26 protein-coding genes, 2 tRNA genes and 1 rRNA gene are annotated in these 26,690 nt (G+C 44.6%); 19 read left to right on the forward strand and 10 right to left on the reverse strand.

What is annotated here, in order from left to right; genetic code table 11:
- Nucleotides 1–120: 120 nt before the first annotated feature.
- From QWZ04_RS07415 to QWZ04_RS07425, 3 genes are all read left to right on the forward strand, one after another.
- Nucleotides 121–196: transfer RNA gene (locus QWZ04_RS07415), tRNA-Thr, on the forward strand.
- 9 nt (nucleotides 197–205) lie between these two features.
- Nucleotides 206–321 (forward strand): 5S ribosomal RNA (rrf, locus tag QWZ04_RS07420).
- 63 nt (nucleotides 322–384) lie between these two features.
- Nucleotides 385–461, forward strand: a tRNA-Asp gene (locus QWZ04_RS07425).
- A gap of 400 nt (nucleotides 462–861) precedes the next feature.
- Here the strand turns inward: QWZ04_RS07425 and QWZ04_RS07430 are convergent.
- The 4 genes from QWZ04_RS07430 to hemC are packed head-to-tail and all read right to left on the reverse strand — an operon-like array spanning nucleotide 862 to nucleotide 4,936.
- A complete protein-coding gene (locus tag QWZ04_RS07430; RefSeq protein ID WP_290326527.1) occupies nucleotides 862–2,043 on the reverse strand; it encodes a heme biosynthesis HemY N-terminal domain-containing protein in 1,182 nt (393 codons plus the stop codon).
- The gene (locus QWZ04_RS07435) at nucleotides 2,043–3,245 is read right to left on the reverse strand and encodes a uroporphyrinogen-III C-methyltransferase (RefSeq protein WP_290326530.1); all 1,203 of its coding nucleotides are present in this window, start codon (nucleotides 3,243–3,245) and stop codon (nucleotides 2,043–2,045) included. The genes QWZ04_RS07430 and QWZ04_RS07435 overlap by 1 nt, the downstream gene beginning before the upstream one ends.
- Before the next feature lie 15 nt (nucleotides 3,246–3,260).
- The gene (locus QWZ04_RS07440) at nucleotides 3,261–3,995 is read right to left on the reverse strand and encodes a uroporphyrinogen-III synthase (protein ID WP_290326531.1); all 735 of its coding nucleotides are present in this window, start codon (nucleotides 3,993–3,995) and stop codon (nucleotides 3,261–3,263) included.
- Between the two features lie 2 nt (nucleotides 3,996–3,997).
- Complete coding sequence (gene hemC / locus QWZ04_RS07445) at nucleotides 3,998–4,936, reverse strand: hydroxymethylbilane synthase (RefSeq protein WP_290326533.1); 939 nt, start codon at nucleotides 4,934–4,936, stop codon at nucleotides 3,998–4,000.
- 345 nt (nucleotides 4,937–5,281) lie between these two features.
- Here hemC and QWZ04_RS07450 point away from each other — a divergent pair, with 345 nt between their 5' ends.
- The gene (locus QWZ04_RS07450) at nucleotides 5,282–7,807 is read left to right on the forward strand and encodes a class I adenylate cyclase (RefSeq protein WP_290326536.1); all 2,526 of its coding nucleotides are present in this window, start codon (nucleotides 5,282–5,284) and stop codon (nucleotides 7,805–7,807) included.
- Between the two features lie 84 nt (nucleotides 7,808–7,891).
- Here the strand turns inward: QWZ04_RS07450 and cyaY are convergent, their stop codons facing one another.
- Nucleotides 7,892–8,206 carry an iron donor protein CyaY gene (gene cyaY / locus QWZ04_RS07455; protein ID WP_290326537.1) on the reverse strand — a complete coding sequence of 105 codons (315 nt, stop codon included), beginning with the start codon at nucleotides 8,204–8,206 and terminating at the stop codon, nucleotides 7,892–7,894.
- A gap of 76 nt (nucleotides 8,207–8,282) precedes the next feature.
- On the opposite strand from cyaY, the gene lptM reads away from it, so the two are divergent.
- From lptM to QWZ04_RS07490, 7 genes are all read left to right on the forward strand, one after another.
- Nucleotides 8,283–8,402 carry an LPS translocon maturation chaperone LptM gene (gene lptM / locus QWZ04_RS23535; protein WP_435433592.1) on the forward strand — a complete coding sequence of 40 codons (120 nt, stop codon included), beginning with the start codon at nucleotides 8,283–8,285 and terminating at the stop codon, nucleotides 8,400–8,402.
- 24 nt (nucleotides 8,403–8,426) lie between these two features.
- Nucleotides 8,427–9,680: a diaminopimelate decarboxylase gene (lysA, locus tag QWZ04_RS07465; protein WP_290326539.1), complete on the forward strand. Its 1,254-nt coding sequence runs from the start codon at nucleotides 8,427–8,429 to the stop codon at nucleotides 9,678–9,680.
- A gap of 11 nt (nucleotides 9,681–9,691) precedes the next feature.
- Entirely contained in the window at nucleotides 9,692–10,522 is an 831-nt protein-coding gene (dapF, locus tag QWZ04_RS07470) for a diaminopimelate epimerase (protein WP_290326541.1), read from the forward strand.
- 44 nt (nucleotides 10,523–10,566) lie between these two features.
- Complete coding sequence (locus QWZ04_RS07475; RefSeq protein WP_290326543.1) at nucleotides 10,567–11,268, forward strand: DUF484 family protein; 702 nt, start codon at nucleotides 10,567–10,569, stop codon at nucleotides 11,266–11,268.
- A complete protein-coding gene (gene xerC, locus QWZ04_RS07480; RefSeq protein ID WP_290326544.1) occupies nucleotides 11,246–12,160 on the forward strand; it encodes a tyrosine recombinase XerC in 915 nt (304 codons plus the stop codon). The genes QWZ04_RS07475 and xerC overlap by 23 nt, the downstream gene beginning before the upstream one ends.
- A 21-nt stretch (nucleotides 12,161–12,181) precedes the next feature.
- Nucleotides 12,182–12,892, forward strand: coding sequence for a 5-amino-6-(5-phospho-D-ribitylamino)uracil phosphatase YigB (gene yigB / locus QWZ04_RS07485; RefSeq protein WP_290326546.1), 711 nt, complete (start codon nucleotides 12,182–12,184; stop codon nucleotides 12,890–12,892).
- A gap of 209 nt (nucleotides 12,893–13,101) precedes the next feature.
- Entirely contained in the window at nucleotides 13,102–15,615 is a 2,514-nt protein-coding gene (locus QWZ04_RS07490; protein WP_290326548.1) for a bifunctional diguanylate cyclase/phosphodiesterase, read from the forward strand.
- Here the strand turns inward: QWZ04_RS07490 and QWZ04_RS07495 are convergent.
- From QWZ04_RS07495 to QWZ04_RS07510, 4 genes are all read right to left on the reverse strand, one after another.
- Nucleotides 15,558–16,190 (reverse strand): tRNA-uridine aminocarboxypropyltransferase, encoded by a 633-nt coding sequence (locus tag QWZ04_RS07495; protein ID WP_290326551.1) that lies wholly within the window; start codon nucleotides 16,188–16,190, stop codon nucleotides 15,558–15,560. The genes QWZ04_RS07490 and QWZ04_RS07495 overlap by 58 nt on opposite strands.
- On the reverse strand, nucleotides 16,190–17,245 hold the full coding sequence (locus QWZ04_RS07500; RefSeq protein ID WP_290326553.1) for a COG3650 family protein: 1,056 nt from the start codon (nucleotides 17,243–17,245) through the stop codon (nucleotides 16,190–16,192). Before QWZ04_RS07500 ends, QWZ04_RS07495 begins: the two co-directional genes overlap by 1 nt.
- Before the next feature lie 175 nt (nucleotides 17,246–17,420).
- Nucleotides 17,421–18,242: a Cof-type HAD-IIB family hydrolase gene (locus tag QWZ04_RS07505; RefSeq protein ID WP_290326555.1), complete on the reverse strand. Its 822-nt coding sequence runs from the start codon at nucleotides 18,240–18,242 to the stop codon at nucleotides 17,421–17,423.
- Nucleotides 18,243–18,341: 99 nt separating this feature from the next.
- A complete protein-coding gene (locus tag QWZ04_RS07510; protein WP_290326557.1) occupies nucleotides 18,342–19,346 on the reverse strand; it encodes an alpha/beta fold hydrolase in 1,005 nt (334 codons plus the stop codon).
- A 95-nt stretch (nucleotides 19,347–19,441) separates the two neighbouring features.
- Here QWZ04_RS07510 and rhtB point away from each other — a divergent pair, with 95 nt between their 5' ends.
- The 7 genes from rhtB to QWZ04_RS07545 all read left to right on the forward strand — a co-directional run bounded on the left by rhtB (nucleotide 19,442) and on the right by QWZ04_RS07545 (nucleotide 25,798).
- Nucleotides 19,442–20,059 (forward strand): homoserine/homoserine lactone efflux protein, encoded by a 618-nt coding sequence (rhtB, locus tag QWZ04_RS07515; RefSeq protein ID WP_290326559.1) that lies wholly within the window; start codon nucleotides 19,442–19,444, stop codon nucleotides 20,057–20,059.
- Between the two features lie 99 nt (nucleotides 20,060–20,158).
- Nucleotides 20,159–21,397 carry an EAL and HDOD domain-containing protein gene (locus QWZ04_RS07520; RefSeq protein ID WP_290326562.1) on the forward strand — a complete coding sequence of 413 codons (1,239 nt, stop codon included), beginning with the start codon at nucleotides 20,159–20,161 and terminating at the stop codon, nucleotides 21,395–21,397.
- Between the two features lie 88 nt (nucleotides 21,398–21,485).
- Nucleotides 21,486–21,821, forward strand: coding sequence for a metalloregulator ArsR/SmtB family transcription factor (locus tag QWZ04_RS07525; protein WP_290326624.1), 336 nt, complete (start codon nucleotides 21,486–21,488; stop codon nucleotides 21,819–21,821).
- 41 nt (nucleotides 21,822–21,862) lie between these two features.
- Nucleotides 21,863–22,873, forward strand: coding sequence for an ArsJ-associated glyceraldehyde-3-phosphate dehydrogenase (locus QWZ04_RS07530; RefSeq protein WP_290326564.1), 1,011 nt, complete (start codon nucleotides 21,863–21,865; stop codon nucleotides 22,871–22,873).
- 2 nt (nucleotides 22,874–22,875) lie between these two features.
- Nucleotides 22,876–23,376 carry a cyclin-dependent kinase inhibitor 3 family protein gene (locus QWZ04_RS07535; RefSeq protein WP_290326566.1) on the forward strand — a complete coding sequence of 167 codons (501 nt, stop codon included), beginning with the start codon at nucleotides 22,876–22,878 and terminating at the stop codon, nucleotides 23,374–23,376.
- A 76-nt stretch (nucleotides 23,377–23,452) separates the two neighbouring features.
- Complete coding sequence (arsJ, locus tag QWZ04_RS07540) at nucleotides 23,453–24,703, forward strand: organoarsenical effux MFS transporter ArsJ (protein WP_290326568.1); 1,251 nt, start codon at nucleotides 23,453–23,455, stop codon at nucleotides 24,701–24,703.
- A gap of 81 nt (nucleotides 24,704–24,784) precedes the next feature.
- Entirely contained in the window at nucleotides 24,785–25,798 is a 1,014-nt protein-coding gene (locus QWZ04_RS07545) for an acyltransferase (protein WP_290326570.1), read from the forward strand.
- Here the strand turns inward: QWZ04_RS07545 and QWZ04_RS07550 are convergent.
- Entirely contained in the window at nucleotides 25,795–26,127 is a 333-nt protein-coding gene (locus QWZ04_RS07550; RefSeq protein WP_290326571.1) for a DUF2500 domain-containing protein, read from the reverse strand. The two genes, QWZ04_RS07545 and QWZ04_RS07550, sit on opposite strands and share 4 nt — an antisense overlap.
- A gap of 186 nt (nucleotides 26,128–26,313) precedes the next feature.
- On the opposite strand from QWZ04_RS07550, the gene QWZ04_RS07555 reads away from it, so the two are divergent.
- Nucleotides 26,314–26,679 carry a DUF4145 domain-containing protein gene (locus QWZ04_RS07555; protein ID WP_290326573.1) on the forward strand — a complete coding sequence of 122 codons (366 nt, stop codon included), beginning with the start codon at nucleotides 26,314–26,316 and terminating at the stop codon, nucleotides 26,677–26,679.
- The last annotated feature ends 11 nt before the right edge of the window (nucleotides 26,680–26,690 follow it).

Raw genomic sequence — 26,690 nt, forward strand, 5'->3', positions numbered from 1 at the left:
AGGACATCGCCAGGCTCTTATTTATTTTCACTTTTTTAAAAAGTGAAGACAAAAAGTTAAGAAGCCCGTTGGAAAACGGGCTTTTTTCAGTCCATTTGACTGAACAGCAAAATTAAGTGTGCTGGTATGGCTCAGTTGGTAGAGCGCACCCTTGGTAAGGGTGAGGTCCCCAGTTCGACTCTGGGTACTAGCACCATTTATTTTGTTTGGCGACCATAGCATTGTGGACCCACCTGATTCCATGCCGAACTCAGAAGTGAAACACAATAGCGCCGATGGTAGTGTGGGGTTTCCCCATGTGAGAGTAGGACATCGCCAGACTTCTATTTCGTTTTATCTTATTTAAAGATAAACAAAAATAGCGATAAGCTGAATAGACACTGCGGAGTGGTAGTTCAGTTGGTTAGAATACCGGCCTGTCACGCCGGGGGTCGCGGGTTCGAGTCCCGTCCACTCCGCCACTTATACTAAACCCAAGTCTCACGACTTGGGTTTTTTTACGTCTGGAGAAAGTGAACAAGGTGCTACCTCGCTCATTAAATCCTCGTTGGGTGGAATAGCACTGTTGGAGCCAGCGTAGCCAACGCTAATACGGAGATGGGATTTATCTTTGATGTTTATAGATCTCAATACAGTGACTGTCCTTTCGTTGCTTATCCCATTCATCCATATCACGTCAGTGTCGCAGCACATAAGAATTTTCTTTGAAAGAGTAGGATAAGGCGAGAAGTCAGAACTTGGCTTATGAGAAGCTAATAAGCGAGGGTTCTCGAGGGGGAACTTATACTTAAGGATCTTTAGACAAAAAAACCAGTGCAATGCACTGGTTTAGATTAGGTCCACCGTAGAGGTAGTGGTTTGTTATTTGGCTTCAACTAAAGCAAGCGCCTTGCGTGAAACATCATTTGCAGCTTGTGTTAATTGTTGTTTTTCTAGAACATCAGCTAAGTAAGCATAATCCGAAACATGAGGACGTTGCTTAAGCGCATCTTCAAGATGTTGCTGAGCTTCTGGCCACTTTTCTTGACGCATTAGTAGCTGAGCTAAGGTACTGTGTGCTGCGGCGTTATTTCCATCTTTTTGCAGTGCGGCTTGTAGAAGAACAATGGCAGGGTGTATGTCCGGTAAGTTCATCTCTGCAATAACATGGTAAAGCTCATCACTTTGATATTTCTTAAGGCTATCACGAACAACGATATAAGCTTGAGAGTCAGCTTTACGAGCTATTAACTGCTTCACTAAGCATAAAATCAGTTTTGGCTCTTGTTTCGTTTTACGAGGGAGGCGATTCCAGTGTGCTAATAGCCCTTCACTGCCTTGTTGTTCCGAGATCTCTTTCATCGCTCCGCCTTGAGCCGCTAGGTTGAGCTGATCAAATTCTTGCTGCGCGATGAGTTTTGCTTTTTTAAGCTTAGGTAACAATTGAGTGAGAAGTTGCCACTTGCCTAAGTTTTGGTAAGTGACTTTTAACAGCTCTAGCGTAATTGGGTTATCTGGATTGTCGGACTGCAATTCATCTAAAGTGACCAGAGCAAGATCATATTGGCCATCTGCAACCAGTAGTTTGGCTCTTGTTAGAGCAACCGCTAGTTTTGAATCTTGTTGCTCAGAAGCCAGTTCTAGGTATTGATCTCTTTTTGCTCTATTACCAGAGCCTTGAGCGGCTTCAGAAGCGATCAGGTAGCACAATAACGGCATATCATGATGCTTAGCAGAGCGCAGTACTTTCTTTTCTGCACCTAGCCAGTCCCCCTCGAGTAACAAGACCATGCCATCATTAGTATCTTTACGCGCACGCTTTAGTTTACGGACGCCAAACCAGTTCCAAGTAGCGCTGCTCGCACGAAGCACCTTCTTTATTAGGTACTCTAAGCCAAACAGAGCGGCTAATAAGACGACGATAGCCAGTACTAACGTCGTCACACTCATTTCAATGGTTTTGTTCGCAATGGAAATTAGCACATAGCCTTGCTGGCCCGAAAACTGTGTTCCGGCGTAGAGGCCAGCCCCGATAAGTATAAAGAGGATTATAAGACGTATCATTATTGCTCCTCCGATACTAAGGTAGTGACTTCTCTACGAAGACGATCAGTGATGACATCAGAAAGCTGTTGTTGAGTTTCTAGCTTTTGTGGGTAATCCACGTTGATGTTTTGTTTTCCAAGTTGCTCTAGACGTTGTTGGAACTTAGCAACACTAGCATCGTCTTGATTAAAGAACATATGAGACCATTCATTCGCGACTTTAACGGCGGTTTGATAGATGTCACCTTGTTCTACGTATACGCCTTTAATTGCTGTTTCCAATTTGGCTTTGATGTTTTCTCTTAGGTAGAAGTGTTGCTCTGGTGATAGAAGAGGAACAACGTCGCCATCACGAGTTCGGAAAGTAATAAACTGCTCAGAGAAACCTTTCAACGAAGCGGTTAGGTTATTTTGCCAATCATTGATGTCTTCTGAGACGACTTGCTCAACGACTTCTGGAGCATCTGGCAATATGGCATTCGCCAATGGGAGTTTGTCGACTTCTTGTTGCAGGCTAGTAAGTGCCAGTACAAGACCTTCGCGGTCGATTAATGGCAATGAGCGTAGTTGTGTGATGTCGTTAGCCATTGATTTACGCAGAGTCACTAGACTTGGATCGTTAAGTGCAGCAATTCGCTGATCGGCACTTTCCATTAAACGAGTTGCGCTGACGACATCATGCTCTAAAAAGAGTTTTCTGCCGGCTAACTTCACCAAGTAATCGGCTTCAGCGAGTAACCAATCATTAGGTCTGCGCCCTTTTACGTCTGCTAGAGCGACTTGCAAGCTTTCAATACTAGTCTGTTGTTGGTCAAGCACGACTTGGCTACGTTGCGTCATTTGTTCGGCTTTGCTGAGTACGTCTTGCTTGATAGAGCCCAACTCTTGGTTCGTGCTGCTTTTCAATTGCGTCATTTCGCTTTTAAGTGAGTCGATTAACGCCAAGTGTTTTTCGTTTTGTTGTTGAATGTGATACGTGAGTCCACCGCCAAACAATAAACTCAAAATGATGGCGATGGTGCCTAGCTTCTTACCGCCATCTTTTTTCTTCTCTGATTCTTTTGTATCGGCTTGCGATTTCGTTGCTGGTGCTTCTTTTGAATCGGTTACCGTTTGATCGGTATTGGTATCAGTTACTTCCACAGAGGCGTCAGCAGAATCAGAAAGGGTTGAGGTTTCTTCAGGTTCAATATGCTCATTATTGTTTTTTTTACTTGTCATGCTCTTGTCCTGTTGTTAACGGTTACTTAGCGCCCTAAGTAAATCTGGGTTTGCTGCGCCTTGGGAGTTAATGATGTGTTGAAATCCATTATGTTGCGCCATTTCTACAATCCGTTGACTTGGCACAACTAAGCGCAATTGTTGTAGCCAGACTAAATGTCTTGGAGAAAGGCTACGGACAAACTGGTTTAATTGTTCTCCGCTGGTGACCACCAGTGTATCTACACCGAATTGTTGCCACTGCTGAGTTGATTTATCTACATTGAAGGCAACTTCTATACGTTGGTAAGCTTCGCAGTGTTCAACCAAAGCTCCATGTTCTGCCAAAGTGCTGTAGATCAAATCTCGACCACCATTACCTCGTAGGATCAATACTCTCTTTTGTCCTACATTGGTAAACTCAGTCATAGTCAGAAGGTGTTCACTGTCGCTGACTTCTGGGTAGTGTACTTTTTGTTGTGTTACTTTGCTTAATTTGTGTGCTGTTTTTTGACCGATGGCAACATATCTGATTGAAGTTGGCCATTTTTGTGCCACTTTTTCAAGTGCATTATTCGCCCAATATACCGCATGTTGGCTTATTGCGATGATGATTTGAGCTTGCTGGATTTTTCCGGCAAGCTCAGAGTATTGGCGACCTGCTTCAATTTTAATGAGAGGTTGATGTAAAGCGGGAATACCATGTTGGGATAACGCTTTACACAGTTCTTGACCCTCGGGTGAAGGTCTTGTCACTAAACAGGCCTGCATTGTTAGTCGTGCTCTTGATATAGCTTTTCCAAGATTTCTTTCGCGCCTTCACTCAGTAACTGCTCGGCGAGTTCAACTCCTAACTTCTCTGCATCGGCACGGTGGCCTGATATTTCACCTCTAATAATTTCCGAACCATCGGGTTCACCAACAAGGGCACGTAACCAAATTTTATCGCCATCGAGCAGCGCGTAGCTTCCAATAGGGACCTGACAACCACCTTCAAGTGTTAAGTTCATTGCTCGCTCGCTCTTAACCCGGTCTGCGGTATCTACGTGGTTTAGAGGCTCCAGCAATTTTCTTAGCCTGTCGTCATCCAGACGGCATTCAATACCGACGGCACCTTGTCCTACTGCTGGTAAGGACTGTTCTGGTTCGATGAAACTTTGAATACGTTCTTCAAGCTCTAGACGTTTGAGGCCCGCAGCGGCCAGAATGATGGCATCGTAATCACCATTGTCGAGTTTCCCTAATCGTGTACCGACATTGCCGCGCAATTCTTTGATGATGATGTCTGGCCTTGCTTCTTTGATTTGGCATTGTCGGCGTAGGCTGCATGTCCCTACAATGGCACCCTCAGGCAGCTCATCTAAATTGTTGTAGGTATTAGAAACAAAGGCATCACGTGGATCTTCACGTTCGCAGATGGTGACAAGCCCAAGCCCCTCAGGAAAATCAACTGGAACATCTTTCATTGAGTGGACGGCGAGGTCGGCTCGGCCTTCAAGCATCGCAACTTCAAGCTCTTTAACGAATAAACCTTTGCCTCCAACTTTTGCAAGTGGAGTATCCAGGATGATATCGCCCTTAGTGACCATAGTAACCAGTTCCACTTCGAGGCCCGGATGCGCAGCTTGCAATGCGTCCCTAACGTAATAGGCTTGCCAAAGAGCGAGAGGGCTTTTTCGTGTCGCAATTCGAATTGGAGAGCTGTGTGACATAATGGTTCCATCTGAAGTAAATAACTCACTAATCCTACCATCGAGCAGGCCAAAGTATTACTGTTTCATCACACTGCAATGCTATCGAGTTCAGATTCTTAGGATTGAGAAAAAAATATGTGAGCAACCTCCCAAATGTAGAGTGGTCTATTATTAGTATTAGGTTAAAAAGGAAGACACTATGGGCGTTGACAGGAAAGTGTCAAAGACAGTAAGGATTGGACGCTTCTCACGCTATTTCTTTACCCTTGTGATTAAAAATGTTAAATTGATCACGTTTTTAAAGCTATTGTGAACACACTTTAAGCGAAAACATCAAATTAATCAGAGATCAAGGAACGCCCTTTGCCGGCATTTACCCAAACATTGATACATCGATTGGATTCGCTCAACCAACAGCGAATCGAACGAGCACTTGCCCTTATGGACGTGCAAGGCCAGCGTGTATTCCAGTTGTTACCTGTTCTCTTGCATTATAATCACCCCTCCATTCCGGGGTATTACGATAGTACCGTTCCTTATGGTGTGGTCGATTTAGAGCTCACGAGTGAGCAGCAGCAATTTGTCGATGATACCGAGTTAACCAGTGGTGGCCCGCTTTCTTCTTTGGAACAGCCTGCCATTCTTGGTTTGTACACCATGGGAAGCACTTCCTCTATTGGTCAAAGTACATCAAGCGATTTAGACGTTTGGGTATGTGTATCTCCATCTATGTCCCCTGATGAGCGTTCAAGCTTGAGCAACAAATGCTTGCTGATCACTGATTGGGCTAAAAATATGGGCGTTGAAGCCAATTTTTTCTTAATGGATGAAGAGCGTTTTCGTAGTAATCAATCGGAAGAAATGACGGGTGATAATTGTGGCTCATCACAGCACCTCTTATTATTAGATGAATTTTATCGTTCGGCAGTAAGACTTGCTGGTCAACGTCTTCTTTGGCAAATCGTTCCTCCTGAAATGGAAGAATGCTATGACGACTATGTGCGTCAATTGTGTGAAGAAGGCAAGATTGACTGTAAGGATTGGATAGACTTCGGTCAGATCGATCGAATTCCAGCGGAAGAGTACTTTGGTTCAAACTTGTGGCAGCTCTACAAAAGTATCGATGCGCCGTATAAGTCTGTACTCAAAGCTATTTTGCTTGAAGCCTACTCTTGGGAATACCCATCAACTCAGCTTCTTTGTATTGATTCTAAGCGTCGTTTTTTCTCCCATGAGCCTGACCTGTATGGGATGGACGCTTACTATTTAATGCTGGAAAAAGTAACGCGCTACCTTGAGCGAGTGAACGATCATAAGCGTTTAGATTTGGTGCGTCGCTGTTTCTATTTAAAGACTCACGAAAAATTGTCTCGTGTCCCTGATGTTGGCTCCGTCGCATGGCGTCGTGAAGCGCTCACCGATATGGTGCAGAAGTGGCAGTGGCCAGATTCGGTAATTGAAGAGTTGGATGATCGTCGTAATTGGAAAGTGGAACAGGTTAAAGTAGTCCATGACCAATTGCTTGATGCCTTGATGTTGAGCTACCGTAACCTTATTCAATTTGCTCGTCGCAACGAGATAACCTCTGCGATTAGCCCGCAAGATATCAGCATATTGGCGCGTAAACTGTATGCGGCCTTTGAAGTATTGCCTGGTAAGGTGACGCTGCTAAACCCTCAAATATCCCCTGATTTGCACGAGGCTGATTTGAGTTTTATTCAAGTCGGATCTGGGCGTACAAACCGTGAAGGTTGGTACTTGTATAAGCAGCCAATTGATCCCGTTAGCATCATGGGTCGACCTTATCTAGAGCATAACGAATACTTAAGTAAGTTGGTGGCTTGGTCTTTTTTCAATGGCATGATAACGGAATCAACTCGCCTGCACTCTGTTGTGCGTCAAGCGGATCTCGACATTGATAAGTTTTACCAGATGGTGAGTGATCTGCGGAATACCTTCTCATTGCATAAACGTCGTCCAAGCATGCAAGCGTTAGCCAGCCCATGTGAAATTAGCCAATTGGCGATGTTCATCAACTTTGAAAGTGATCCAACAACAAAATTACATGGTAAAGCGCTGAAAGTTGACCTGAAGAATATCGATATATTCAGTTTTGGTGAAGAAAACTTGAGCCTAGTTGGCAGTGTCGATTTGGTGTATCGAAACTCTTGGCATGAAGTGCGTACTCTGCACTTTACTGGCGAAACGGCTATGTTGGATGCATTAAAAACCGTGCTGGGTAAAATGCACCAAGACGCATTGCCGCCTGAATCTGTAGATGTGTTCTGTTATAGCAAGAATTTGCGTGGTGTGATGCGTAACTTAGTGTATCAACTATTGGCGGAATGCATTGAATTACGTCTAAAACCACTTGAACAGGAAAAACGTCGCCGTTTTAAAGCGATTCGAATCAGTGAACAAGTGTACGGCTTATTTTTTGAACGCCGTGGTGTTTCAGTGCAGAAGCTGGAAAATTCGGTCGACTTTTATAGCAGTATCTCGACGAACAAATTGAATGGTTCGCCATTGATGATGTTGGACAAAGACAGAGATCATCCATTACCTGAATTGGTAGACAGTTTTGCAAGTGAAGGCTTGATTCAATTTTTCTTTGAAGACGTTAAGAATGGTTTCAACATTTATGTGTTAGATGAATCAAACCGAGTGGAAGTGTATCACCAGTTCAGTGGCAATAAAGATGAAATGGTTGCGAGCGTAAATCGCTTTTACACGTCCTACCAAGATGATTTAGAAATCAGCGCGACCTTCATTAATTTCAATTTGCCGCAGTACTATCAAATTGTCACACCGGAAGAAGGTAACAGCTATGTTGTTCCGTATCGTAGTGATACCTCTCATCAGCAACGGGCTCGTGCGGTCAACCTTTAAGTAGAGGTAGACATTATCTAATCGAATACGGTTAATCAGATAAAACAAGGCGCCTAATTTGGCGCCTTTATACTTATTAGGCGATTAAACCCACTCAATCTCTTCTTGAGCCTGCTTTTCACATTCAGCTTTCACTAAGCTGATCAGCTCCGATCCAGTTTTAGAACATATCCAGGCTTCTCCATTGTGTTTAAAATGGAATCCACCTGATTTTGAGGCTAACCATACTTCATGCATGGGTTCTTGACGGTTAATTATTATTTGGCTACGGTCTTCAAATTCCAGAGTCATCACATTGCCAGATGTCTCAAAATCGATATCCGCACCAGAGTCATCAATGGCTTCTTCGATGTTTTGTAGAGTGACATCGACCAATTGATGAAATTCAGTATCATTCATCGTGCTCTATCCTATTGCTTTTCCTGATTGTGGTGCGATTATAGGAGGCATTGAGTTATTAATCACGAATTGCAAAATGAAAAAGTCATTTATCGCACTTTTTTTGTTGTCCATACTCGGTTTAGCGGGTTGTGGGCAATCGGGCGCACTTTATTTACCGGACGACGCTCCACCAACTGAGCAGCCTCAACAGTAACTACTTAATTACAGGGAATGAACATTGGACTACTTTAACTATCAGGATGATGGCCAACTTTGGGCCGAGGGTGTCGCACTTACAGAGCTTGCTCAAAAATATGGCACACCACTTTATGTGTATTCACGAGCAACGTTAGAACGCCACTGGAAGGCGTTTGATAGTTCTGTTGCTCAACATCCGCACCTTGTATGTTATGCCGTTAAAGCAAATTCAAACATTGGCGTATTGAACGTGCTAGCTCGCTTAGGCAGTGGCTTCGATATTGTGTCCATGGGTGAGCTAGAACGTGTATTAGCCGCGGGAGGTGATCCAGCGAAAGTCGTCTTCTCTGGTGTCGGCAAAACAGCGCTAGAAATGAAGCGAGCTCTAGAACTGAATATTAAGTGCTTTAATGTAGAATCCGAACCTGAATTAGAGTTGCTTAACCAAGTTGCGGGTGAAGTGGGTGTGGTTGCGCCAATTTCTTTACGAATCAACCCAGATGTCGATGCAAACACACATCCATATATCTCAACGGGTTTACGTGATAACAAATTTGGCATTGCCTTTGATCGCGCTCCAGAAGTTTACAAGTTCGCACAAAGCTTACCGAACCTGAACGTTCAAGGCATTGATTGCCACATTGGCTCTCAACTCACTGACATTGAACCGTTTATCGATGCAACTGATCGTCTGCTTGCTTTAATTGATGAATTATCAACGCAAGGTATAAAAATTAAACATCTTGATGTTGGTGGCGGCCTTGGTGTTATTTACAAAGATGAGTTACCTCCACAACCGTCGGATTACGCTAAGGCACTGCTTGCGCGTCTTGATAAGCATCCAGAGCTTGAATTGATTTTTGAGCCGGGTCGAGCGATTGCGGCCAATGCAGGTATTTTAATGACTCAAGTTGAGTTCTTAAAGCATACTGAGCACAAAAACTTTGCCATCATTGATGCGGCAATGAATGATTTAATGCGACCAGCGCTGTATCAAGCATGGCAAGATATTGTGCCTGTTGTGCCTCGTGATGGCGAAGCGACAAGCTATGATTTAGTAGGGCCGATTTGTGAAACCGGCGACTTCTTAGGTAAAGATCGTGAGTTGGTGTTAGAGCAAGGTGATTTACTTGCTGTACGTTCCGCTGGCGCTTACGGTTTTGTGATGTCTTCAAATTATAATACTCGTGCGAGAGCGGCAGAAGTGATGGTTGATAACGATCAGTCTTACGTTGTGCGCCAGCGCGAAGAACTTGCTAGCCTTTGGCAATTAGAGCAAGTACTACCGGAGTAAAGTGTCTTACTATGCATTTTCATTTTTCTAAAATGCACGGGCTGGGTAACGACTTTATGGTCGTAGATTGTATCACTCAGAATGTGTTTTTTTCCCCTGACTTGATCCGTCGCTTGGCGGATCGCAATACCGGAGTTGGTTTCGACCAGCTCTTGGTTGTTGAAGCGCCCTACGATCCGGAAAGTGATTTTCACTACCGAATATTTAATGCCGACGGCAGTGAAGTCGAGCAGTGTGGCAACGGTGCTCGTTGTTTTGCACGCTTTGTTCGCATGAAAGGCTTAACCAACAAACACACCATTAACGTCAGTACTAAAAAAGGCAAAATGGTCCTGTACATAGAAGATGGCGATATGGTTACCGTGAACATGGGTGAACCTATTTTTGATCCAGGTAAAATCCCGTTCAAAGCCAAACAAGTTGAGAAAACGTACATTCTTCGCGCTGGTGAGCACACTCTATTCTGTGGTGCGGTGAGTATGGGCAACCCACATGTTGTGACCGCTGTCAGCGAAATTAATGAAATGGATATGGAAACGCTTGGGCCTTTGTTGGAGTCCCATGAGAGGTTTCCTGAGCGTGTAAATGCCGGTTTCATGCAATTGTTATCTCGCCATGAAATCAACTTGCGTGTGTACGAGCGCGGTGCAGGTGAAACACAAGCCTGTGGAAGTGGTGCCTGTGGCGCTGTAGCGGTCGGGATTCATCAAGGTATTCTTGATGATGAAGTCACCGTGCATTTACCTGGCGGCGACCTTGAAATTCGCTGGAAAGGCATTGGTCACCCACTATATATGACAGGGTCTGCGACCTATGTTTATGATGGCCAATTAAGTTGCTAGTGCGTCACGTTAATCAGTAGAACAAAGATACAAGAGGATAAGTTTTGTCACACCCAGAGGCAGATGCCCTAACGGCTCAAGTGGTTGCGGATTACCTGCGCGACCACCCAGATTTTTTTTATCACCACCAAGACTTAGTGGCCCGCTTGTCTATTCCTCATCGAGAGCAGGGTGCAGTGTCGTTGGTTGAAGTTCAACTAAAACGGCAACGCACGCGCATTGAAGAGCTAGAAGAAGAAATCACCCAATTGATGTCTTTAGCAGCGAATAACGATCGTACGTTTCATGACTTTATGCAGTTGCAAGAGCAAGTCTTAGGCTGTTCTCAGTTGAGTGATGTTGTGGCTTATGTAGAGCAAACGGCACGATCACTGGGTTTAAAAGGTTATTTAAAGTTGTTCGATGCACCGACAGATGCGAATACATTGAGCCGAGAAAGCTACAGCCGTTTTGCAACCAATCACTTAAATGGTAAAGACGCTTATCTTGGCCGTATGAAAAGTGCCGATCGAGAGCTTCTTTTTTCTGGTCAGAAAGTACCAGAGTTGGGATCTTTTGCTGTATTACCTATTATTAGGAAGAAGCCATTAGGAATCGTGGCTTTTTCTAGTGATGATGGTGGTCATTTTCAACCTAATTTAGATACGTTGTTTTTACGCCACCTTACTTTAGTGCTTAGCCAGTTGGTGGAACATCTGCCTTGGCATAAAGAATCGGAAGCTCATGTCGTCTGTACCTCTGCCTAGTGACTTAGCGAAACCGTTAGAGCGCTTCTATCAATATCTCCATAGTGAGCGAGGGTTGAGCTTGCACACCCAACGCAACTATAAACTTCAGTTATCTCATATGGCTGGGCAGTTGGTTGAGTTGGGTGTGAGTGACTGGAAACAAGTTGATGCTGGTTGGGTTCGCCAGTTAGCCAGTAAAGGCATGCGTGAAGGAATGAAGGCGAGCAGCATTAGCACTCGTTTATCATCGTTACGTAGTTTCTTTGATTTCCTTATTTTGCGCGGCGTCTTACAGGCTAACCCTGCAAAAGGGGTCTCAGCACCTCGTAAGCAACGACCGTTACCTAAGAACATCGATGTGGATGAAGTCGGTCAGTTGTTGGAAGTGAACGAAGACGACCCGCTCTCGATCCGCGATCGCGCCATGATGGAATTGATGTATGGCGCTGGCTTACGCTTGGCCGAGTTGGTCAGCATTAATGTTAAAGACATATCATTAAGTCGCGGTGAGCTGCGAGTCATCGGTAAAGGGGACAAAGAGCGAAAAGTGCCTTTTGCGGGCCAAGCACGTGAATGGGTAGGGCAATGGCTTAAGGTTCGTAAATTGCTAGCTAATGCCGATGAAAACGGTTTGTTTGTGTCTAAGCTGGGCCAGCGAATTTCACATCGTAACGTGCAAAAACGCATGGCAGAATGGGGGCAAAAACAAGGTGTTTCTAGCCATGTCAGCCCGCATAAATTACGCCACTCCTTTGCAACGCATATGCTTGAATCCAGTGGTAACTTAAGAGCCGTTCAAGAACTTTTAGGACATGAAAATATTTCGACTACTCAGATTTATACTCATCTAGATTTCCAACACCTGGCGCAGGCGTACGATCAAGCGCACCCAAGAGCCAAGAAAAAATAACGCTAACTAAGGTCTCTAATTATGCGCTTTTACCGTCGACTGCCTACCATCCAAGCGATGACGTTTGATTTAGATGATACCTTGTATGATAACTATCCTGTGATTATGCGGGTTGAACGAGAAGTCGCTGCTTGGTTGAAAGCGCAATACCCTCAATGCCAGCAGTTAAGCATGGGGCAGTGGCATCAGATTAAAAAACAGCTGATCATCGACGACCCAGCGTTAGTTAACGATGTGACATTATGGCGTTGGAAGCAAATAGTCAGTGGGTTAAGCCTTTCAGGTTATACCCAAACACAAGCCATAGATGCCGCCGACAAAGCGATGGATCAAGTGCAGTATTGGCGTAACTTGGTAGAAGTGCCAGAGCAAACGCATGATGTACTGTCAAAGCTTGCTCAAGCAATGCCTCTTATCGGGATTACTAACGGTAATATTGACCCAGAAAAAATAGGTTTAAGCCGTTACTTTTGTCATGTCTATCGAGCGGGGCGTGATGGACGCTTAAAGCCCTCTTCAGACATGTTTCAGTTAGCTCAACGGAAATTGAATATTCATTCTAGCCATATTTTGCATGTTGGCGATCATCTTCGTAGTGATGTGTTGGGAGCGAAACACAGTGGCTATTCTGCTTGTTGGCTTCCTTATGCTGAACAGCGGCTCCAGCGTGCAACTACATTACCGGATGTAGAAATATCGGATCTGAGCCAACTTTTAAACTTCATTCGTTAACGAATAATAATTCACACAATGAGAATAAGCTCTATATAGCAAGGGATGTCGGGGCAAATAGTTTCAATTCGTCAACCCAATATACGAGCGGCCTCACAACACCGCTATTTGGTTTGGGCTAATTGAGCAAAAGTTGATCATATGTGTTTTTCAGTCAGTGGCTCAGGCGCTATAGTGATTCACCACAAATTCTGTTCACAATATGTAATATGCGCTGTCACTCAATCTTGGTACAAGACTTACCACAACTGCATGCCGAACTAAAAAGTTTTGCGGTGGATAATAATGCCACTTATTTGGTGCAAATATTTTCTACACAATCGGCTGATATTGCGGTTGAGTACAGTCGCGTCTTAAATCAGACTTTCGAGCGTGTCACCGTTATCGGGCAAAGCTCGACGCATACCATCAAAAATAGCTGTGTCGTTAATCTTGGTACATTGATTATTATTACTGAGTTGATGGCGACTCATATTACTTCTAGTGCCGTGTTTTATACTGGTGATCAAAAGCGAGACAGCCAACATTTGGTTGAACAATTATTAGTCAATCGAACCACAAAAGTCGCGATCAGCTTCGCTGATCAAGTTGACGCTAACGACTACCCGCTATTCAGTGCATTCAATCAGTTGTCTTTTGAACTTCCAGTGGCAGGAGGTTTATCGCAAGCGAATTTATTTGGTCGCTGGGTCATACTTAATCAGCAAATCTATCAACATGCTTGTGTAGCCGTCGCACTACACAATGAAAATTTGCAAGTTTGGCGTAATGCTTATGCAGAATGGAACCCTGTTGGTCGCAGGTTTCGCATTACGGAAGCGAACAATGGCCGGCTTGTCAGCCTAGACCACAAGCCCGTCCAAGAAATTTATAATCGCTACTTAGCTGACGGTAACGCGGTGACTTTCGAACAGTTGCAAGATTTCCCTTTGATGCGCGGCGAGCAAAGCCATCAGTCTGTCCACTTACCAAGGGAGTTGTACTCTGACGGTAGCATTGAATTTAATGCTGACTGGCAAGTGGGTGATGAGGTTCGCTTTTGTTACAACCACCCATCATTGACCCAAGAGCAAGTTCGTTTAGGCGCTGAGCAACTATTCGTGCACCATCCTGAAAGTGTTTTTATCTACAATTGCGCATCTCGACTCGATTTTATGGACGGTGCCGATGAACTGACGCCATTTTCTGAATTTGCCAACGCGAATGGTGCTTATTGCATGGGAGAGCTGTTCCGTGATGATAAAACGCAGCTGATAATGCACCACAGCTTAACTTATCTCGCAATGCGAGAAACGGCATTGGAAAAACCGGCGCTTGAACAGATGAAGCGTCATCAGCCTCACTCTGTTTCTCCTTTGTTTTCTTTGATCCGCAATGCTATTGCAGATGTGGATGAAATGAACAATAACATGGAGCAAAAACTGTTAGAACAAGCACATAAGCTAACGGAAAGCTATCGCTTTGATCGTCGAACTGGCTTGCTTAATCGCACCGTTTTAAAAGAGCGATTAACAAAAATAGTACAAAGCGAGCATTTGTTAACGCTTAAACTGATTAACTTTAATCAGGTGAATGAAAAATACGGCTACCAAGTGGGCGATCAATTACTTCAGGACTTAAGCCAGTATTTTCAAGAGCAGTTATGGCAACGCTTTGGTGGTAACTCTGAATTATACAGCATCGGTATTGGTGAATGGGCCGCCGTGTTTTCATCGGAACGTACGAGTGCTTTTATTCGGCAGCGGTTTACCGAGTTCGTGGATGAAATTGAGCACGTAAACTTTGAACCTTATGGCTTGCCAGATCTTGACTACTTATCGGTTTCACTGTGTGGAGGGCTCGCGAGTCGTCGGGACTTCCCTGATATAGACATTGAGGAGCTGTTGCTTAAATCCATAGAGGCGCGTCGCCATGGCATGAAGAATAATCGCCATATGTGTAACGCTAAGCTGCTAACTGGTGAGGAAGAGGCCAGACAAGCCCAGTTGAGTTGGCTATCTTGTGTCAGCCGTGCGGTATTGAATCAAAATGTTATTGCGTATTCTCAGCCGATATTTGCAGCTCACTCCCATCAAAAAGTGTCACAAGAGTGCTTGGTTCGAATTCAAGAAGATGATCAGATCATTCCTCCGGGCAAGTTCTTACCTATCATCGAGGATACTCATCTATATACTCGACTGAGCCGTCAGATGATTAAGCATACGTTTAATTGCATGGCGAACAGCGAAGAATCATTTTCCATTAACCTATCGCCGCAAGACTTAATGAGCGATAAAACCCTTTATCTGTTAGAAGGGGCGATACAGGGGTTAAAAATGCCGACCCGCGTTGGGTTGGAAGTGTTGGAAAGCGAACAGATCAAAGATTACTCAAGAATGATAGAAGTGTGTAATCACTTTAGAGGATTAGGCGCTAGGATTATTGTTGATGATTTTGGCTCGGGATATTCAAATATTGATGAAATCATCAAGTTAGAACCACAAATAATTAAGCTAGACGGCAGTATTATTCGTAATATTGATAAAGATAAACGCCAACGGCAGATAGCTCAGCAATTGGTTAGGCTGTGTAATGTGTTTGATGCGAAAACTGTGGCAGAGTTTGTTCATAATGAACAAGTCTGCCGTATCGCTGAAGATATTGGCGTTGATTATCTACAAGGGTATTATTTAGGTGAACCTGAACTGCTCAGATCAACGTCTCTAGAGCTTTGCCACAGGTGACCACTTTTGTCTGCCTGAAATACTTGTAAGTAGTGCTGAAAAAAATTGCTAAGGTTGTCTGCTTGCTCTGAGTTGTGGGTCGCCTTTAATAGGTGGATACCTACTTCACAGGTGCACAAGTTGCCTTGCTTTTGATTGCGTCTTAATTGATAACTGGAGGTTTCTGTTATCGATAAATGACAGTGAGGCAGTGCTTGTAACCAATGGCTTCGATTGTGCATTTTCTTGGCTTCCTGCCACGTACCATCCAACAAAATAAACAGCCAATTTTTGTCGTCTACTTCATGAGTATTGGTATCGAGTAGTTGGCTGGTTTCATTTGGAAACAGCACCACTGGCTTTAAGGTTGGATCGCTTATGTACTTAACCAGTTGAGCTGGAGGCTCTTTTCTGTGCCACTCCATCACTTCACAATGCTCCATGCTGGTTGCCAATAATTGCCCAGTATTGGTGTCCCGGTGAAATTCGTTAGGGTGGGTCAATAGCACCAAGCGCCAGTTGGGCGTTAGGTTTGGCCTGAGCTTACAGATGCACTGATGATGTAATCCACAAGTCGAACATCCATTATTACTCATTATTGAGTGTTCTCATGTTGGTCTGGGTCCTGTGGTATTAGCTCGGTATTGAACAGTTTTATTCCGCCGCCATGCAAAGGGTAGATTTTGTCGTGTATTTTCTCTTCTTTGGTTACTAACCCATTACCATCTAGCGTAAATATCCGCTGCGCAATCAAATACTGCTGCTGATGGTGCGTCATTGTCACTTGTACTTGCTTGTCATTGAGTTGTTGCCAAAAGCCGACTTCAACGCGTGTTGGTTCACCGTTTAGATAGTGGTAGCGAGTGATTGCGCTATGATCGTCGTTGAGTTGCAAAGAAACTTGGAAGCTTTGGTTTTCCGTCGATTGTGCGCGGTATTCACCCACCCAACGTCGACTGACGTCTAGGTTGCTTAACATGGCGCAACCATGAAATGTCTTGTCATCTACAGTCAGGATTGATTGCCAGCTAAAAATATCGCCGCTCATGGTATCGGCGCAGTGCTGGTTAGCGAGCCTTAAACTGCCATTGTCCAGTTGATATTCCCTAATGGATCTGGAGAGATTATTACTTTGACGTGCCCATTGTGTGGTTTCAGATCCTGGTTGTCGAAACTCTACATATTTTTGAGTTAGTCGAGCGTTCCAAAATGGTTCATTGCCCATTGCTTGTGTTGGATGGGCGGGGCGATTACATGCATTCGCCGCTTCAACACTGAGGCGGTTGACTTGGGTGACAACAAACGTAGCGTCGTAGTCAGCTGCGAATCCATCCAACGGTGGTGGAACTAAATAACCAATCAACTCACCATATAGGGGTTGGTAGGGCTCATGCATCAGCTTTTGCGCTCGTTCAAATTCACCACTCGGCAAATGAACCCAGTATTGTTGGCTACTGTTGCAAGGCTGAATCGATCGCGCTTCATGACCAATGACGACTTCACCACGCAGAACGAAAGTTTGTGGTTGATTTTGCTGGCTGAGATTAACAAGCGCATCAGGCTTAGTGGCTTGTTTGGGCTGTGGGGATTGGCTACAGCCGGATAGTACGATACTGGCTGCCGCGAGTGCGATCATTGTACGTAGGGTCATGAGTCATCCTGAGACTTAAAGGGAAGTAGAGGGTATTTTACCTCAATTTATAGTGTAGACCGCAGTCGAATCGTTTAATTCCGGGTAGGCTGTTGGTTATCGAGCTGTTTCTGTGGGGAAGTAATAAAAAAGCCGCTCATACATAAGCGGCTAATGAATTCGGAGGGAGTCGCTGTTATAGCAGGTGTTCACGCAAGTAATGAGCGACGGCATCATCGGCATGGCTACCAATGATCTCATTGCTTGGTAAGGCTTTTTTCACTTTCTCGTGAGAGGTTTCCATCACCAGCCCTTTGCCAGCCATAGACAACATTTCGACGTCATTCATGCCATCACCAAATGCGATGCAGTTCTCCAACGTTAGGTTTAGTTTTTCGGCGACCGCTTTAAGTGCTTCGCCTTTGGATACTTCCGCAGCCATGACTTCTAAGCACCACGGTGTCGAAAATGCCACGTTAAGCTGGCCCTCAAACTTTTGGTTGAGTTCTTGTTCGTATTTCACCAAATGCTCATGATCTGGGTAGGTGAAAAAGAGCTTTGCAACCCCGGTTGTAGGCGCATTATCGGCATCAAATAGTTGATAGGAGAAACCAGATTCTTCATGGAAGTTCTTGAGGCGGTCGTCTTCACGATCAAGCAACCATAGTTCATCTTGGTAGATATGAATGATCACATCTGGGTCGACCTTGATGACGTCGACCACACCTTGTACTAATTGTTCTGGAACGTTTTGACTGTACATCAAATTATCATTCTCATCGTGAACACGAGCGCCGTTTGATGTGATCATGTGCGCCGGAATACCCACTTGTCCACGAATGCCAGCAACATCAACATGGTGCCTTCCTGTTGCAAACACAAAATGAAATCCTTGTTTGTGTAAGTCTTTCAAGGTTTGCTTGGAAAATTCAGTTAACTGATGGTTTGGAGCGAGAAGAGTGCCATCCAGATCAGAGGCAACAATGTTAAATGAAGCATTATTTTTCACTTGGGTCATAGCGTTCTCAAATTAATACAAATAGGGAGCTCAAATTAATACCGATTCATTTTAGGGGATAATAAGATTAAAAAAGAGGGTAAACCCACATTTCCCCTTTTAATCGTTCGCTTTCTCACGATGTGCTTCGCATTGATTAAGGTGCGTGAGTAACGAATGCAGTGCTGGCGTTCGAATCGTGTCGGTTTCAAATAGAATCTCGTGCCTCGCGTTTTCGATACTTTCTAACATCACGTGCGAGCCAGACAGGTTGGTGAAGCGCACGTGGGATGCATTATCAACAATTTGATCGCACTGGGCCTGCATTAACAGAGTTGGTGTTAGCAGCTTGCTCGCGTTATCGATACATTGCTGGGCCGCAATTAAGCTTTCGGCTACCCAGTGGGTACTTGGGCCACCAAGCTTCAATTGCGGTAATTGTTCATACAGGTCACGAAACCACTGATACCGAACAAGGCTCTGGGTTAAGCGATTGTCTTCGAAGGGTTTTGGGTAATAATTGCGATGACCTGGTGCGTATTTAGGGTGTGTGGTTCTAGCGGCCATCCATTGAGCCAGTTTTTGCGCGATGGGGCGAAAGTACCAAGGCAGTGCCACGCCAAACATTGGCGAGCTTAATGTCAGAGAGTCAAATGGCTGATGTGTCTCTTGTTGTAGGTAGCGAGTTGCAATGGCTCCGCCCATGGAGTGGCCGATCAAGTGACGGTGTTGATATTTTTCTAAAGGCCAATGATCAACAAGTAACGCCATATCTTTGATGTAGTCATCAAACTCGTCTACAAACCCTATTTCCGGATCATGACAGAGGCGTTCTGAAGCGCCTTGGCCACGATGATCGTAAGAAAAAACGTCATATCCTTGAGAAAATAGGTCGAAGAACAGTTCTTGGTATTTCCAGACGCTTTCAATTCGACCATTAATAAAGACAATCGCTTTGGTGTTTTCATTTGCGGTCATGGCTGACCAGTAGAGTGAGGCGCCTTTTGTTCCGGTTAAAAAACCGTCTTGCCTTTGCTGCCAAAAAGGCGCAATCTTGCCATTAAAGAAGTTAGAATAGTTATCTTCTTGGCTAAATGTGAAATCGGCAGTCGGATCATTTGGCATGAGAGTTCTACTTAATACAAGTGCAAATTAGTGCTTAGGTCCAGTATATGCGAATGCACAAGAGTGTCTACGCTTAAGCCCGTGAGAGAAGAGTTATGGATTTACAAATTTGGTTAGCATATGTACTGACCGCCATTGTGTTTAGTTTAGCGCCAGGATCAGGTACGGTAAACTCGGTTAGTAATGGTATCAGTCATGGCATGAAAAAATCATTACCGGCCATTGCTGGGTTGCAAATCGGTTTGATGATTCATATTGCCTTTGTTGGTGCGGGGATTGGTGCCTTAGTTGCTCAATCAGCTACCGCTTTCACTATCATTAAGTGGGTTGGCGTGGCATATCTTATTTGGCTTGGAATCAATAAGTGGCGTGATACGTCGTCGTTATCCGTTAGTGACGCTGGTGGTGAAAAGTCGGGCTTACAGTTATTGCGCAGCGCGATCATCATTAACTTAACCAACCCTAAATCTATTGTGTTTTTGGTGGCGTTATTTCCTCAATTTATCGATCCTACCACCAATCAATTGCCTCAATTACTGATTTTAGGTGTAACAACGGTCGTAATCGACACTGTGGTGATGCTTTTTTATACAGGGCTAGCTTCTCAGTTAGGCCGATTTATTCGTTCAGAGGCAATGATGGCGAGGCTTAATAAAGTCTTTGGCAGTATGTTTGTCGGTTGTGGCCTATTACTCGCGACTGCTCGCGCATAATCCAAGGTATGGCATTGCTTTTTATTGGTATTCGCTATTAAATGTGTACCCAATTCGTCATTTAATAAAGACATCTCAGAGCTTTAGCAGGTTTTCGGTATGTATACCTATGTCGCAAGACAACCGATTCTTAATAGCAAGTGCCACACCATTGGTTATGAGTTGTTATTTCGTGATGGTGAAAAGAATGCCTACCCTGAACATGTAGGATCAAACCGTGCAACGTACCGTTTAATCGCCGAGAACTTCCTCTCTTTTCAGTCTTTAACGACCAGCCGCCAATCGCGCTATTTTATTAATTTTCCTCAAGAGAGCTTGATCCGCTTATTGCCTATGGCTTTGCCCAAAGAGCACATCGTGGTCGAAATTCTAGAGACGTGTGAACCGACAGACGAGTTATTGCAAGCTGTACGTTATTTGCATCGTAATGGTTATGTCATTGCACTTGATGATTTTGATCTGGGTGTCGAGTGGGAGAGATTTGTTCCCTATGCTCGAATTATCAAGATCGACTTGATGCAGGTTGGCCTAGAAAGAGCGTGCCAGTATGTACAAGATCGAGCTAAGCAAGGCAGTAAAAGTCGCTTCTTAGCTGAACGGGTAGAAACCCAACAAGAGTTCGATTTGGTTAAGGAGGCGGGTTTTCATTTATTCCAAGGTTATTTTTTCAGTAAACCGGAAGTGGTGAGAAGCCATGCTATCAAACCTGAACAAGTGCTTGCGATGCAGCTATTCTATGAAGTGTGCAAAGTGGATGTTGACTATAATAAAGTCGAGTTGCTGATTTCGAGTGATGTGAGCCTGAGTTACCAACTGCTTAAATTTGTGAACGGATTTTCTACGCGCATTATGGTGCCCATTTCATCCTTTAAGCAAGCTTTGGTTTATTTAGGGCAAGACAAGCTAAAGCAGTTTGTTTCTCTTGTGGTTGCCTCTTATGTCTCCGTTAGCAAGCCGGGTGAGTTACGCAAACTCTCTTTGCAACGAGCACGGTTTTGCCATTTGATGACGCGGTACCAGCCTTTTTCTGAACAGCGCGATCATGCTTTTTTGCTCGGACTATTTTCATTACTCGACTCATTTTTAGATCATTCCATGGATCATTTGTTAAAACAGTTGCCTTTGAGCTCCGAGATTAATATTGCTCTTTTGGAGCGACGTGGGCCGCTAGGTTTGCTGCTTGCGATCGAAGAGTGCTTTGAGCAAGCTGACTGGCAAGGCATTGAAAAGCTTTGTATTACACTGCGCCTTGAAGTCGACGATGTTCGGCATGAACTGGTAGAAGCAATGGCCTGGAGCGAGCAAATACAGAGCTCTTTAATTGAATCCTCTTCATGAATAATTTGTGACAATTGAAACACGCGCATTGACGCGTGTTTTTTTTTAACTAATATATATGGATATGCGTATATGAGGTTTTATTGTGATGTTGCCTAATCAGTTTTTTAAGTTGTTATCAGATGAAACACGTTTGAGGTGTTTGCTTCTCATTGCCAGAGAAGGCCGCTTATGTGTTTGCGAGTTGACGCAAGCACTGCAGGAGAGCCAACCAAAAATCTCACGCCATCTGGCACAGTTACGTCAGTCCGGTGTACTTAAAGATGAGCGACAAGGGCAATGGGTTTATTACGATGTGGCGGATTCACTGCCTGGATGGATGCGTAACGTGATATCTGGCTTGCAAGAATCAAACTGCTTAGCAACGCAGTACAAGCAAGACACATCGCGCTTAAATCAAGCTGAAAAGCCAGTCTGCAGTTAGGCTCCAATTTACAATTAATTCAATTTACAAAGAGAGAAGTAATGACTATCAAAGTAGGTATTAATGGTTTTGGCCGAATTGGCCGCTTAGCACTTCGTGCTGCATTTAACTGGTCAGAAGTGGAATTTGTGCGCATCAATGATGTTGCGGGTGATGCGGCGACGTTGGCGCACCTTTTAGAATTTGACTCTGTTCAAGGCCGCTGGGAGCATGCCGTTACTTCTCAAGGTAATGTAATCCAAGTGCAGGGACAGAGTATCGTCACCACGCAAGAGAGCGAAATTTCTGCGGTGGATTGGTCTGATTGCGATGTGGTGATTGAAGCCACTGGTGTTAATCGTGATATCAACAAGCTCAATCAATATTTGGAACAAGGTGTTGGCCGCGTGGTTGTTTCAGCCCCGGTGAAAGATGCCAATGTTGCTAATGTTGTTGTGGGAGTGAATGACGCGATTTTTGAGCCATTAAAACATAAAATTGTAACGGCTGCTTCTTGTACTACTAACTGTTTAGCGCCCGTGGTTAAAGTGATTCATGAGAAGTTGGGCATTGCGAATGCTTCATTTACCACTATCCATGACTTAACCAATACTCAAACGATTCTTGATGCGCCTCATAAAGACTTACGTCGTGCGCGAGCTTGCGGCATGAGTTTGATCCCAACCACAACAGGTAGCGCTAAGGCCATTATCGAAATTTTCCCGGATCTTGAGGGTAAGATTAATGGGCACGCGGTTCGTGTTCCACTGGCGAACGCATCCTTGACCGATATTGTGTTTGAAGTTGAGAAAGACACGACGGTGGAAGAAGTTAATGCGATGCTAAAAGAGGCGTCGCAAGGTGAATTGGCGGGTATTCTGGGCTTTGAAGAACGCCCATTAGTGTCGATTGATTACCGTGGCGATCAGCGCTCTACCATTGTTGATGCATTGTCTACTATGTTAGTTGGTAAGAGAATGGTGAAAATTTATGCATGGTATGACAATGAAATGGGCTATGCGACACGTACTGCAGAGCTTATGCGTACGGTTGGTTTGGCGAAAGGAGAATAACGATGGAGCATCCAGTTTGGAGTTTAGCAACCGGTCAAAAAGAGGCCGCTTTGATTTTGACACCTTGCCCTGGCACAAAAGGGGTTGAGTTAGCTGAATCATTGAGCCAATTAAAATCACAAGGTGTGAAAGCCATTGTTACCGCGATCAGCGAACAAGAGATGCAAGACAAAGGAGTGGCAGCGCTAGGCACATTGACGCAAGAGCTTGGAATGGCTTGGCATCATATTGTGATCGAAGATGACAAAGCTCCACAGGCTGACTTTGCAGCTAAATGGCAATTGGCGAGCCCAAGTATTCAAGCACTATTAGCGCAAGGCGACAAAGTTGCGTTGCACTGCATGGGAGGATCGGGTCGAACAGGGCTATTGGCCGCTCACTTGTTATTAGAGCAGGGTTGGCCGCTGGAAAAAATCGTGACTGAAGTTCAAGCGCTTCGCCCAGGAGCGTTTACTAAAGCCGTTCAGCAAGACTATATCCAATCCGTCGCTAACAAAATGTAAGCAAGCAGAGCTTTAGGGGCATGATGTTCCTAGAGCTCGAATACCTGCATTGCAATTAGTTGAGAGCCCACTTGTTATGTTAATAAAGCCCCTTTTCAGCAATCTAAGCCACAGTGTCCGACAGTACATGTTGGTGACGTTTAACTATTGGAACTTCACGTTAACAGACGGCGCTCTGCGCATGCTTGTTGTGTTGTACTTTCATGATTTAGGCTATGGCACGTTGGCCATCGCTTCGCTGTTTTTGTTCTACGAGTTTTTTGGGGTGGTCACTAATTTGATTGGTGGCTGGTTAGGGGCTCGGCTTGGTTTGAACAAAACCATGAACATTGGTTTGGCCTTGCAAGTCTTTGCCTTGTTGATGCTGGCCGTCCCAAGTGCTTGGTTGACCATACCATGGGTCATGGCCGCACAAGCGATGTCTGGTATTGCAAAAGATTTGAACAAGATGAGTGCGAAAAGCTCCATCAAGGCGCTGGTTCCGGATGAGCAGCAAGGCTCGTTGTATAAATGGATAGCGATTTTAACCGGTTCTAAAAATACCCTAAAAGGCGCGGGCTTCTTTATGGGGGGCGCCCTGTTATCTTTAGTCGGTTTCCAAAATGCGGTTTTGGGTATGGCGGTTGTGCTATCTGCCGTGTTCATCGCTAGCTTAATGCTACTTGATAACAATCTGGGTAAAGCGAAGTCAAAACCCAAGTTCACACAGGTGTTTTCTAAGTCGAGCAGCATTAACCGTTTGTCGGCAGCACGAATGTTCCTGTTTGGTGCTCGTGATGTGTGGTTCGTGGTGGCATTGCCTATCTATCTTGGCAGCGTGTTTGGCTGGGATCATTTTTGGGTCGGTGGCTTTTTGGCTGTTTGGGTGATGGCTTACGGTGTCGTACAAGGTTTTGCCCCTAAGATCACCGGGAAAGCCGAGGGCAAAGTTCCTGATGGACGTTCTGCGCTGTATTGGGTAAGTATTCTTGCCGCTGTGACCGCAGGTATTGCTTATCTCATGCAATTAGGTTGGCAGCCACAATGGGTGATTACGATAGGCTTGCTTGTGTTCGGAGCGGTATTTGCGATCAACTCTTCGTTACACTCCTATTTGATTGTTAGCTATGCAAAAGGCGACGGCGTGTCGTTGGATGTTGGGTTTTATTATATGGCTAACGCAATGGGGCGTTTGATTGGGACTATTTTGTCTGGCTGGGTATTTCAAGAAGCGGGTATCGTCGCGTGTTTGTGGGTTTCGTTTGTATTTTTGTTTGTTACTGTCCTCATCAGTATTCGACTTCCTCGCCACTCAAAGGCTAAGGGTGTGAGCGCGCGTCAGGGTTAACAGGAAATTTACCTGAATTTGTCCTGCTTCTTATATGGTTGTTGTTATGCTTAGTGTGACACATTGAATATAGGAGGCCGCGTGGCTCAGCGAGTATTATTTTTTGACTTATTACGTTGCTTAGCGGCCGTTGCTGTCGTTCTGATTCATGCTTTAGGGCCTTATCGCCACCTAATGGGTGAGATACCATTTGAGCATTGGTCGATCGCGGTGGGTTTAAACAGTGTGAGCCGTTGGGCTGTACCTGTGTTCATCATGATCACAGGGGCTCTTTTACTTAGTGATACTCGGCCTTTCCAAGCCAAAGTCTTTTTTCAAAAGCGATTCGCTAAAGTGCTGGTCCCATTTTTGGCTTGGTCGGCCTTTTATGCGGTATTCGCTGGTTGGACAGGAAGTGGCTTCGATTGGCAGCCCGTCACTCAAGCGATCGGTGATTTTGTCCATCACCAAACCTATTATCATCTTGGCTTTTTCTATTACTTCTTACCCCTTTACTTCTTAGTTCCGATTTACCGATGGGTGATCACTGTGCATGGTACTAGGGGAATGTGGCTATTTATTGCTATTTGGTTGTTTACCACCACGCTATTTATGTTGCGAATTGATGGGCCTTGGTCAAATCAAATTTGGTTGTTTTCAGGGTACTTAATGCTTGGGTACGCTTTATATCAAGTAGCGCCTTTGACCAAACGTAACCTGTGGTTGGTGCTTTCTTTGGGCACTATTGCTTTGCTAGCGACGATTTATTGGGTTATCGGTGGCAGTGTTGAAAATGGGGAATACACAGTAGGGCGTTGGCTTTCTTATAAAACGATCAACACCGTTTTGGCAGCAAGTATGATCTTCATGTTGTGCCGAAAATACGCCGATGGTCTATCTCAATCGACCTTGAAAATTGTCGCGTTTATTAGCCGTTATAGCTTGGGTATTTATTTACTCCATCCGATCTTCTTATGGCCGTTATATCAGCTGGAGTGGCCTCTGCTTCATCCTTTAGTTGGATTACCATTGTGGATTGTGTTCAGTGGCGGAGCGGCCTTATTGTGTAGCTGGTGGTTAGCCAAATACAAAGCCACTCGTTGGCTCGTACCTTAAGGGCGCTTTAAAGCAAAGTGCATGAATTTATCACCTTGGTAGGTGAGCATGCCTTTGTCTCCAGGGTTCAGAGCTGAAAAGTAGTGAACACCAACTTGAAACTCTCGCTTAGGGCCCACTCGGCCCTTTTGCACATAAATCCAGTACTCTTGATCTTCTTCACCTGGTTTGGTGTCTTCAATTTCAATGGATTGTTTATCTAAGATGGTAACAAGTGCCGTTTGTTCTGGTGCATCCTCGCCAAAAGTGTGTTTGCGTTGAAAGCCAACAAAAAACCAGCCAGCACCAATAGCCAGCAGCAACATGAGTCCAAAAATAGAAAGTGGCATGCGTTATATCCTTATAAATTCAGGGACAGTTTACCTAGAGCGGAAGTCTGCGGACAATACAGTCATAGATTTCGTGATCCAGTTATTGATTTTATTGATTTTATTGAGCTAAATTTAGAGTATGTTGGTCTGAAAGTAAGTGCATGAAAATAAAAAATTGGTTATGGAAATACAGGAGGCGCTGATATGTCTGATATTGAAAAAGTAGTCACCCGGACACGTCGCTTAGAAAAACTGTTACGAGTGCAATATCATGCGTCGGGCAAAGGGCTTCATGAGTTGGTAACCAGTACTGAAGAACGCTTGCCTCATGATGTCATTAAGAAGTTGCGGTATGTGGCAACCATTCGAAACAAAATCGTGCACGAAGATGGCTTTGTGCTTGAAAGCCGGAAGGCATTTTTGAAAGTTTGTGATGAATGTGAAAAAGAACTGACGCCACGAAGCGGCCGATTTGTGTGGGGGGTTGCACTGGCATTAATGGGGCTAATAACGTTAGCAGCGCTGAGTTTCTATTACGTCCACTGGAATGAATTAAGTAAACATTTGTAGTGCTTGGTTAT

Source organism: Vibrio tapetis subsp. quintayensis (genome assembly GCF_030409945.1).
Lineage (GTDB): Bacteria > Pseudomonadota > Gammaproteobacteria > Enterobacterales > Vibrionaceae > Vibrio > Vibrio quintayensis.

Excerpts from the sequence above, each read along its gene's own strand:
- QWZ04_RS07430 (WP_290326527.1), bottom strand. The coding sequence starts at position 2,043 with ATGATACGTCTTATAATCCTCTTTATACTTATCGGGGCTGGCCTCTAC.
- QWZ04_RS07435 (WP_290326530.1), bottom strand. The coding sequence starts at position 3,245 with ATGACAAGTAAAAAAAACAATAATGAGCATATTGAACCTGAAGAAACC.
- QWZ04_RS07440 (WP_290326531.1), bottom strand. The coding sequence starts at position 3,995 with ATGCAGGCCTGTTTAGTGACAAGACCTTCACCCGAGGGTCAAGAACTG.
- hemC (WP_290326533.1), bottom strand. The coding sequence starts at position 4,936 with ATGTCACACAGCTCTCCAATTCGAATTGCGACACGAAAAAGCCCTCTC.
- cyaY (WP_290326537.1), bottom strand. The coding sequence starts at position 8,206 with ATGAATGATACTGAATTTCATCAATTGGTCGATGTCACTCTACAAAAC.
- lptM (WP_435433592.1), top strand. The coding sequence starts at position 8,283 with ATGAAAAAGTCATTTATCGCACTTTTTTTGTTGTCCATACTCGGTTTA.
- dapF (WP_290326541.1), top strand. The coding sequence starts at position 9,692 with ATGCATTTTCATTTTTCTAAAATGCACGGGCTGGGTAACGACTTTATG.
- xerC (WP_290326544.1), top strand. The coding sequence starts at position 11,246 with ATGTCGTCTGTACCTCTGCCTAGTGACTTAGCGAAACCGTTAGAGCGC.
- yigB (WP_290326546.1), top strand. The coding sequence starts at position 12,182 with ATGCGCTTTTACCGTCGACTGCCTACCATCCAAGCGATGACGTTTGAT.
- QWZ04_RS07490 (WP_290326548.1), top strand. The coding sequence starts at position 13,102 with ATGCGCTGTCACTCAATCTTGGTACAAGACTTACCACAACTGCATGCC.
- QWZ04_RS07495 (WP_290326551.1), bottom strand. The coding sequence starts at position 16,190 with ATGAGTAATAATGGATGTTCGACTTGTGGATTACATCATCAGTGCATC.
- QWZ04_RS07500 (WP_290326553.1), bottom strand. The coding sequence starts at position 17,245 with ATGACCCTACGTACAATGATCGCACTCGCGGCAGCCAGTATCGTACTA.
- QWZ04_RS07505 (WP_290326555.1), bottom strand. The coding sequence starts at position 18,242 with ATGACCCAAGTGAAAAATAATGCTTCATTTAACATTGTTGCCTCTGAT.
- QWZ04_RS07510 (WP_290326557.1), bottom strand. The coding sequence starts at position 19,346 with ATGCCAAATGATCCGACTGCCGATTTCACATTTAGCCAAGAAGATAAC.
- rhtB (WP_290326559.1), top strand. The coding sequence starts at position 19,442 with ATGGATTTACAAATTTGGTTAGCATATGTACTGACCGCCATTGTGTTT.
- QWZ04_RS07520 (WP_290326562.1), top strand. The coding sequence starts at position 20,159 with ATGTATACCTATGTCGCAAGACAACCGATTCTTAATAGCAAGTGCCAC.
- QWZ04_RS07525 (WP_290326624.1), top strand. The coding sequence starts at position 21,486 with ATGTTGCCTAATCAGTTTTTTAAGTTGTTATCAGATGAAACACGTTTG.
- QWZ04_RS07530 (WP_290326564.1), top strand. The coding sequence starts at position 21,863 with ATGACTATCAAAGTAGGTATTAATGGTTTTGGCCGAATTGGCCGCTTA.
- QWZ04_RS07535 (WP_290326566.1), top strand. The coding sequence starts at position 22,876 with ATGGAGCATCCAGTTTGGAGTTTAGCAACCGGTCAAAAAGAGGCCGCT.
- arsJ (WP_290326568.1), top strand. The coding sequence starts at position 23,453 with ATGTTAATAAAGCCCCTTTTCAGCAATCTAAGCCACAGTGTCCGACAG.
- QWZ04_RS07550 (WP_290326571.1), bottom strand. The coding sequence starts at position 26,127 with ATGCCACTTTCTATTTTTGGACTCATGTTGCTGCTGGCTATTGGTGCT.
- QWZ04_RS07555 (WP_290326573.1), top strand. The coding sequence starts at position 26,314 with ATGTCTGATATTGAAAAAGTAGTCACCCGGACACGTCGCTTAGAAAAA.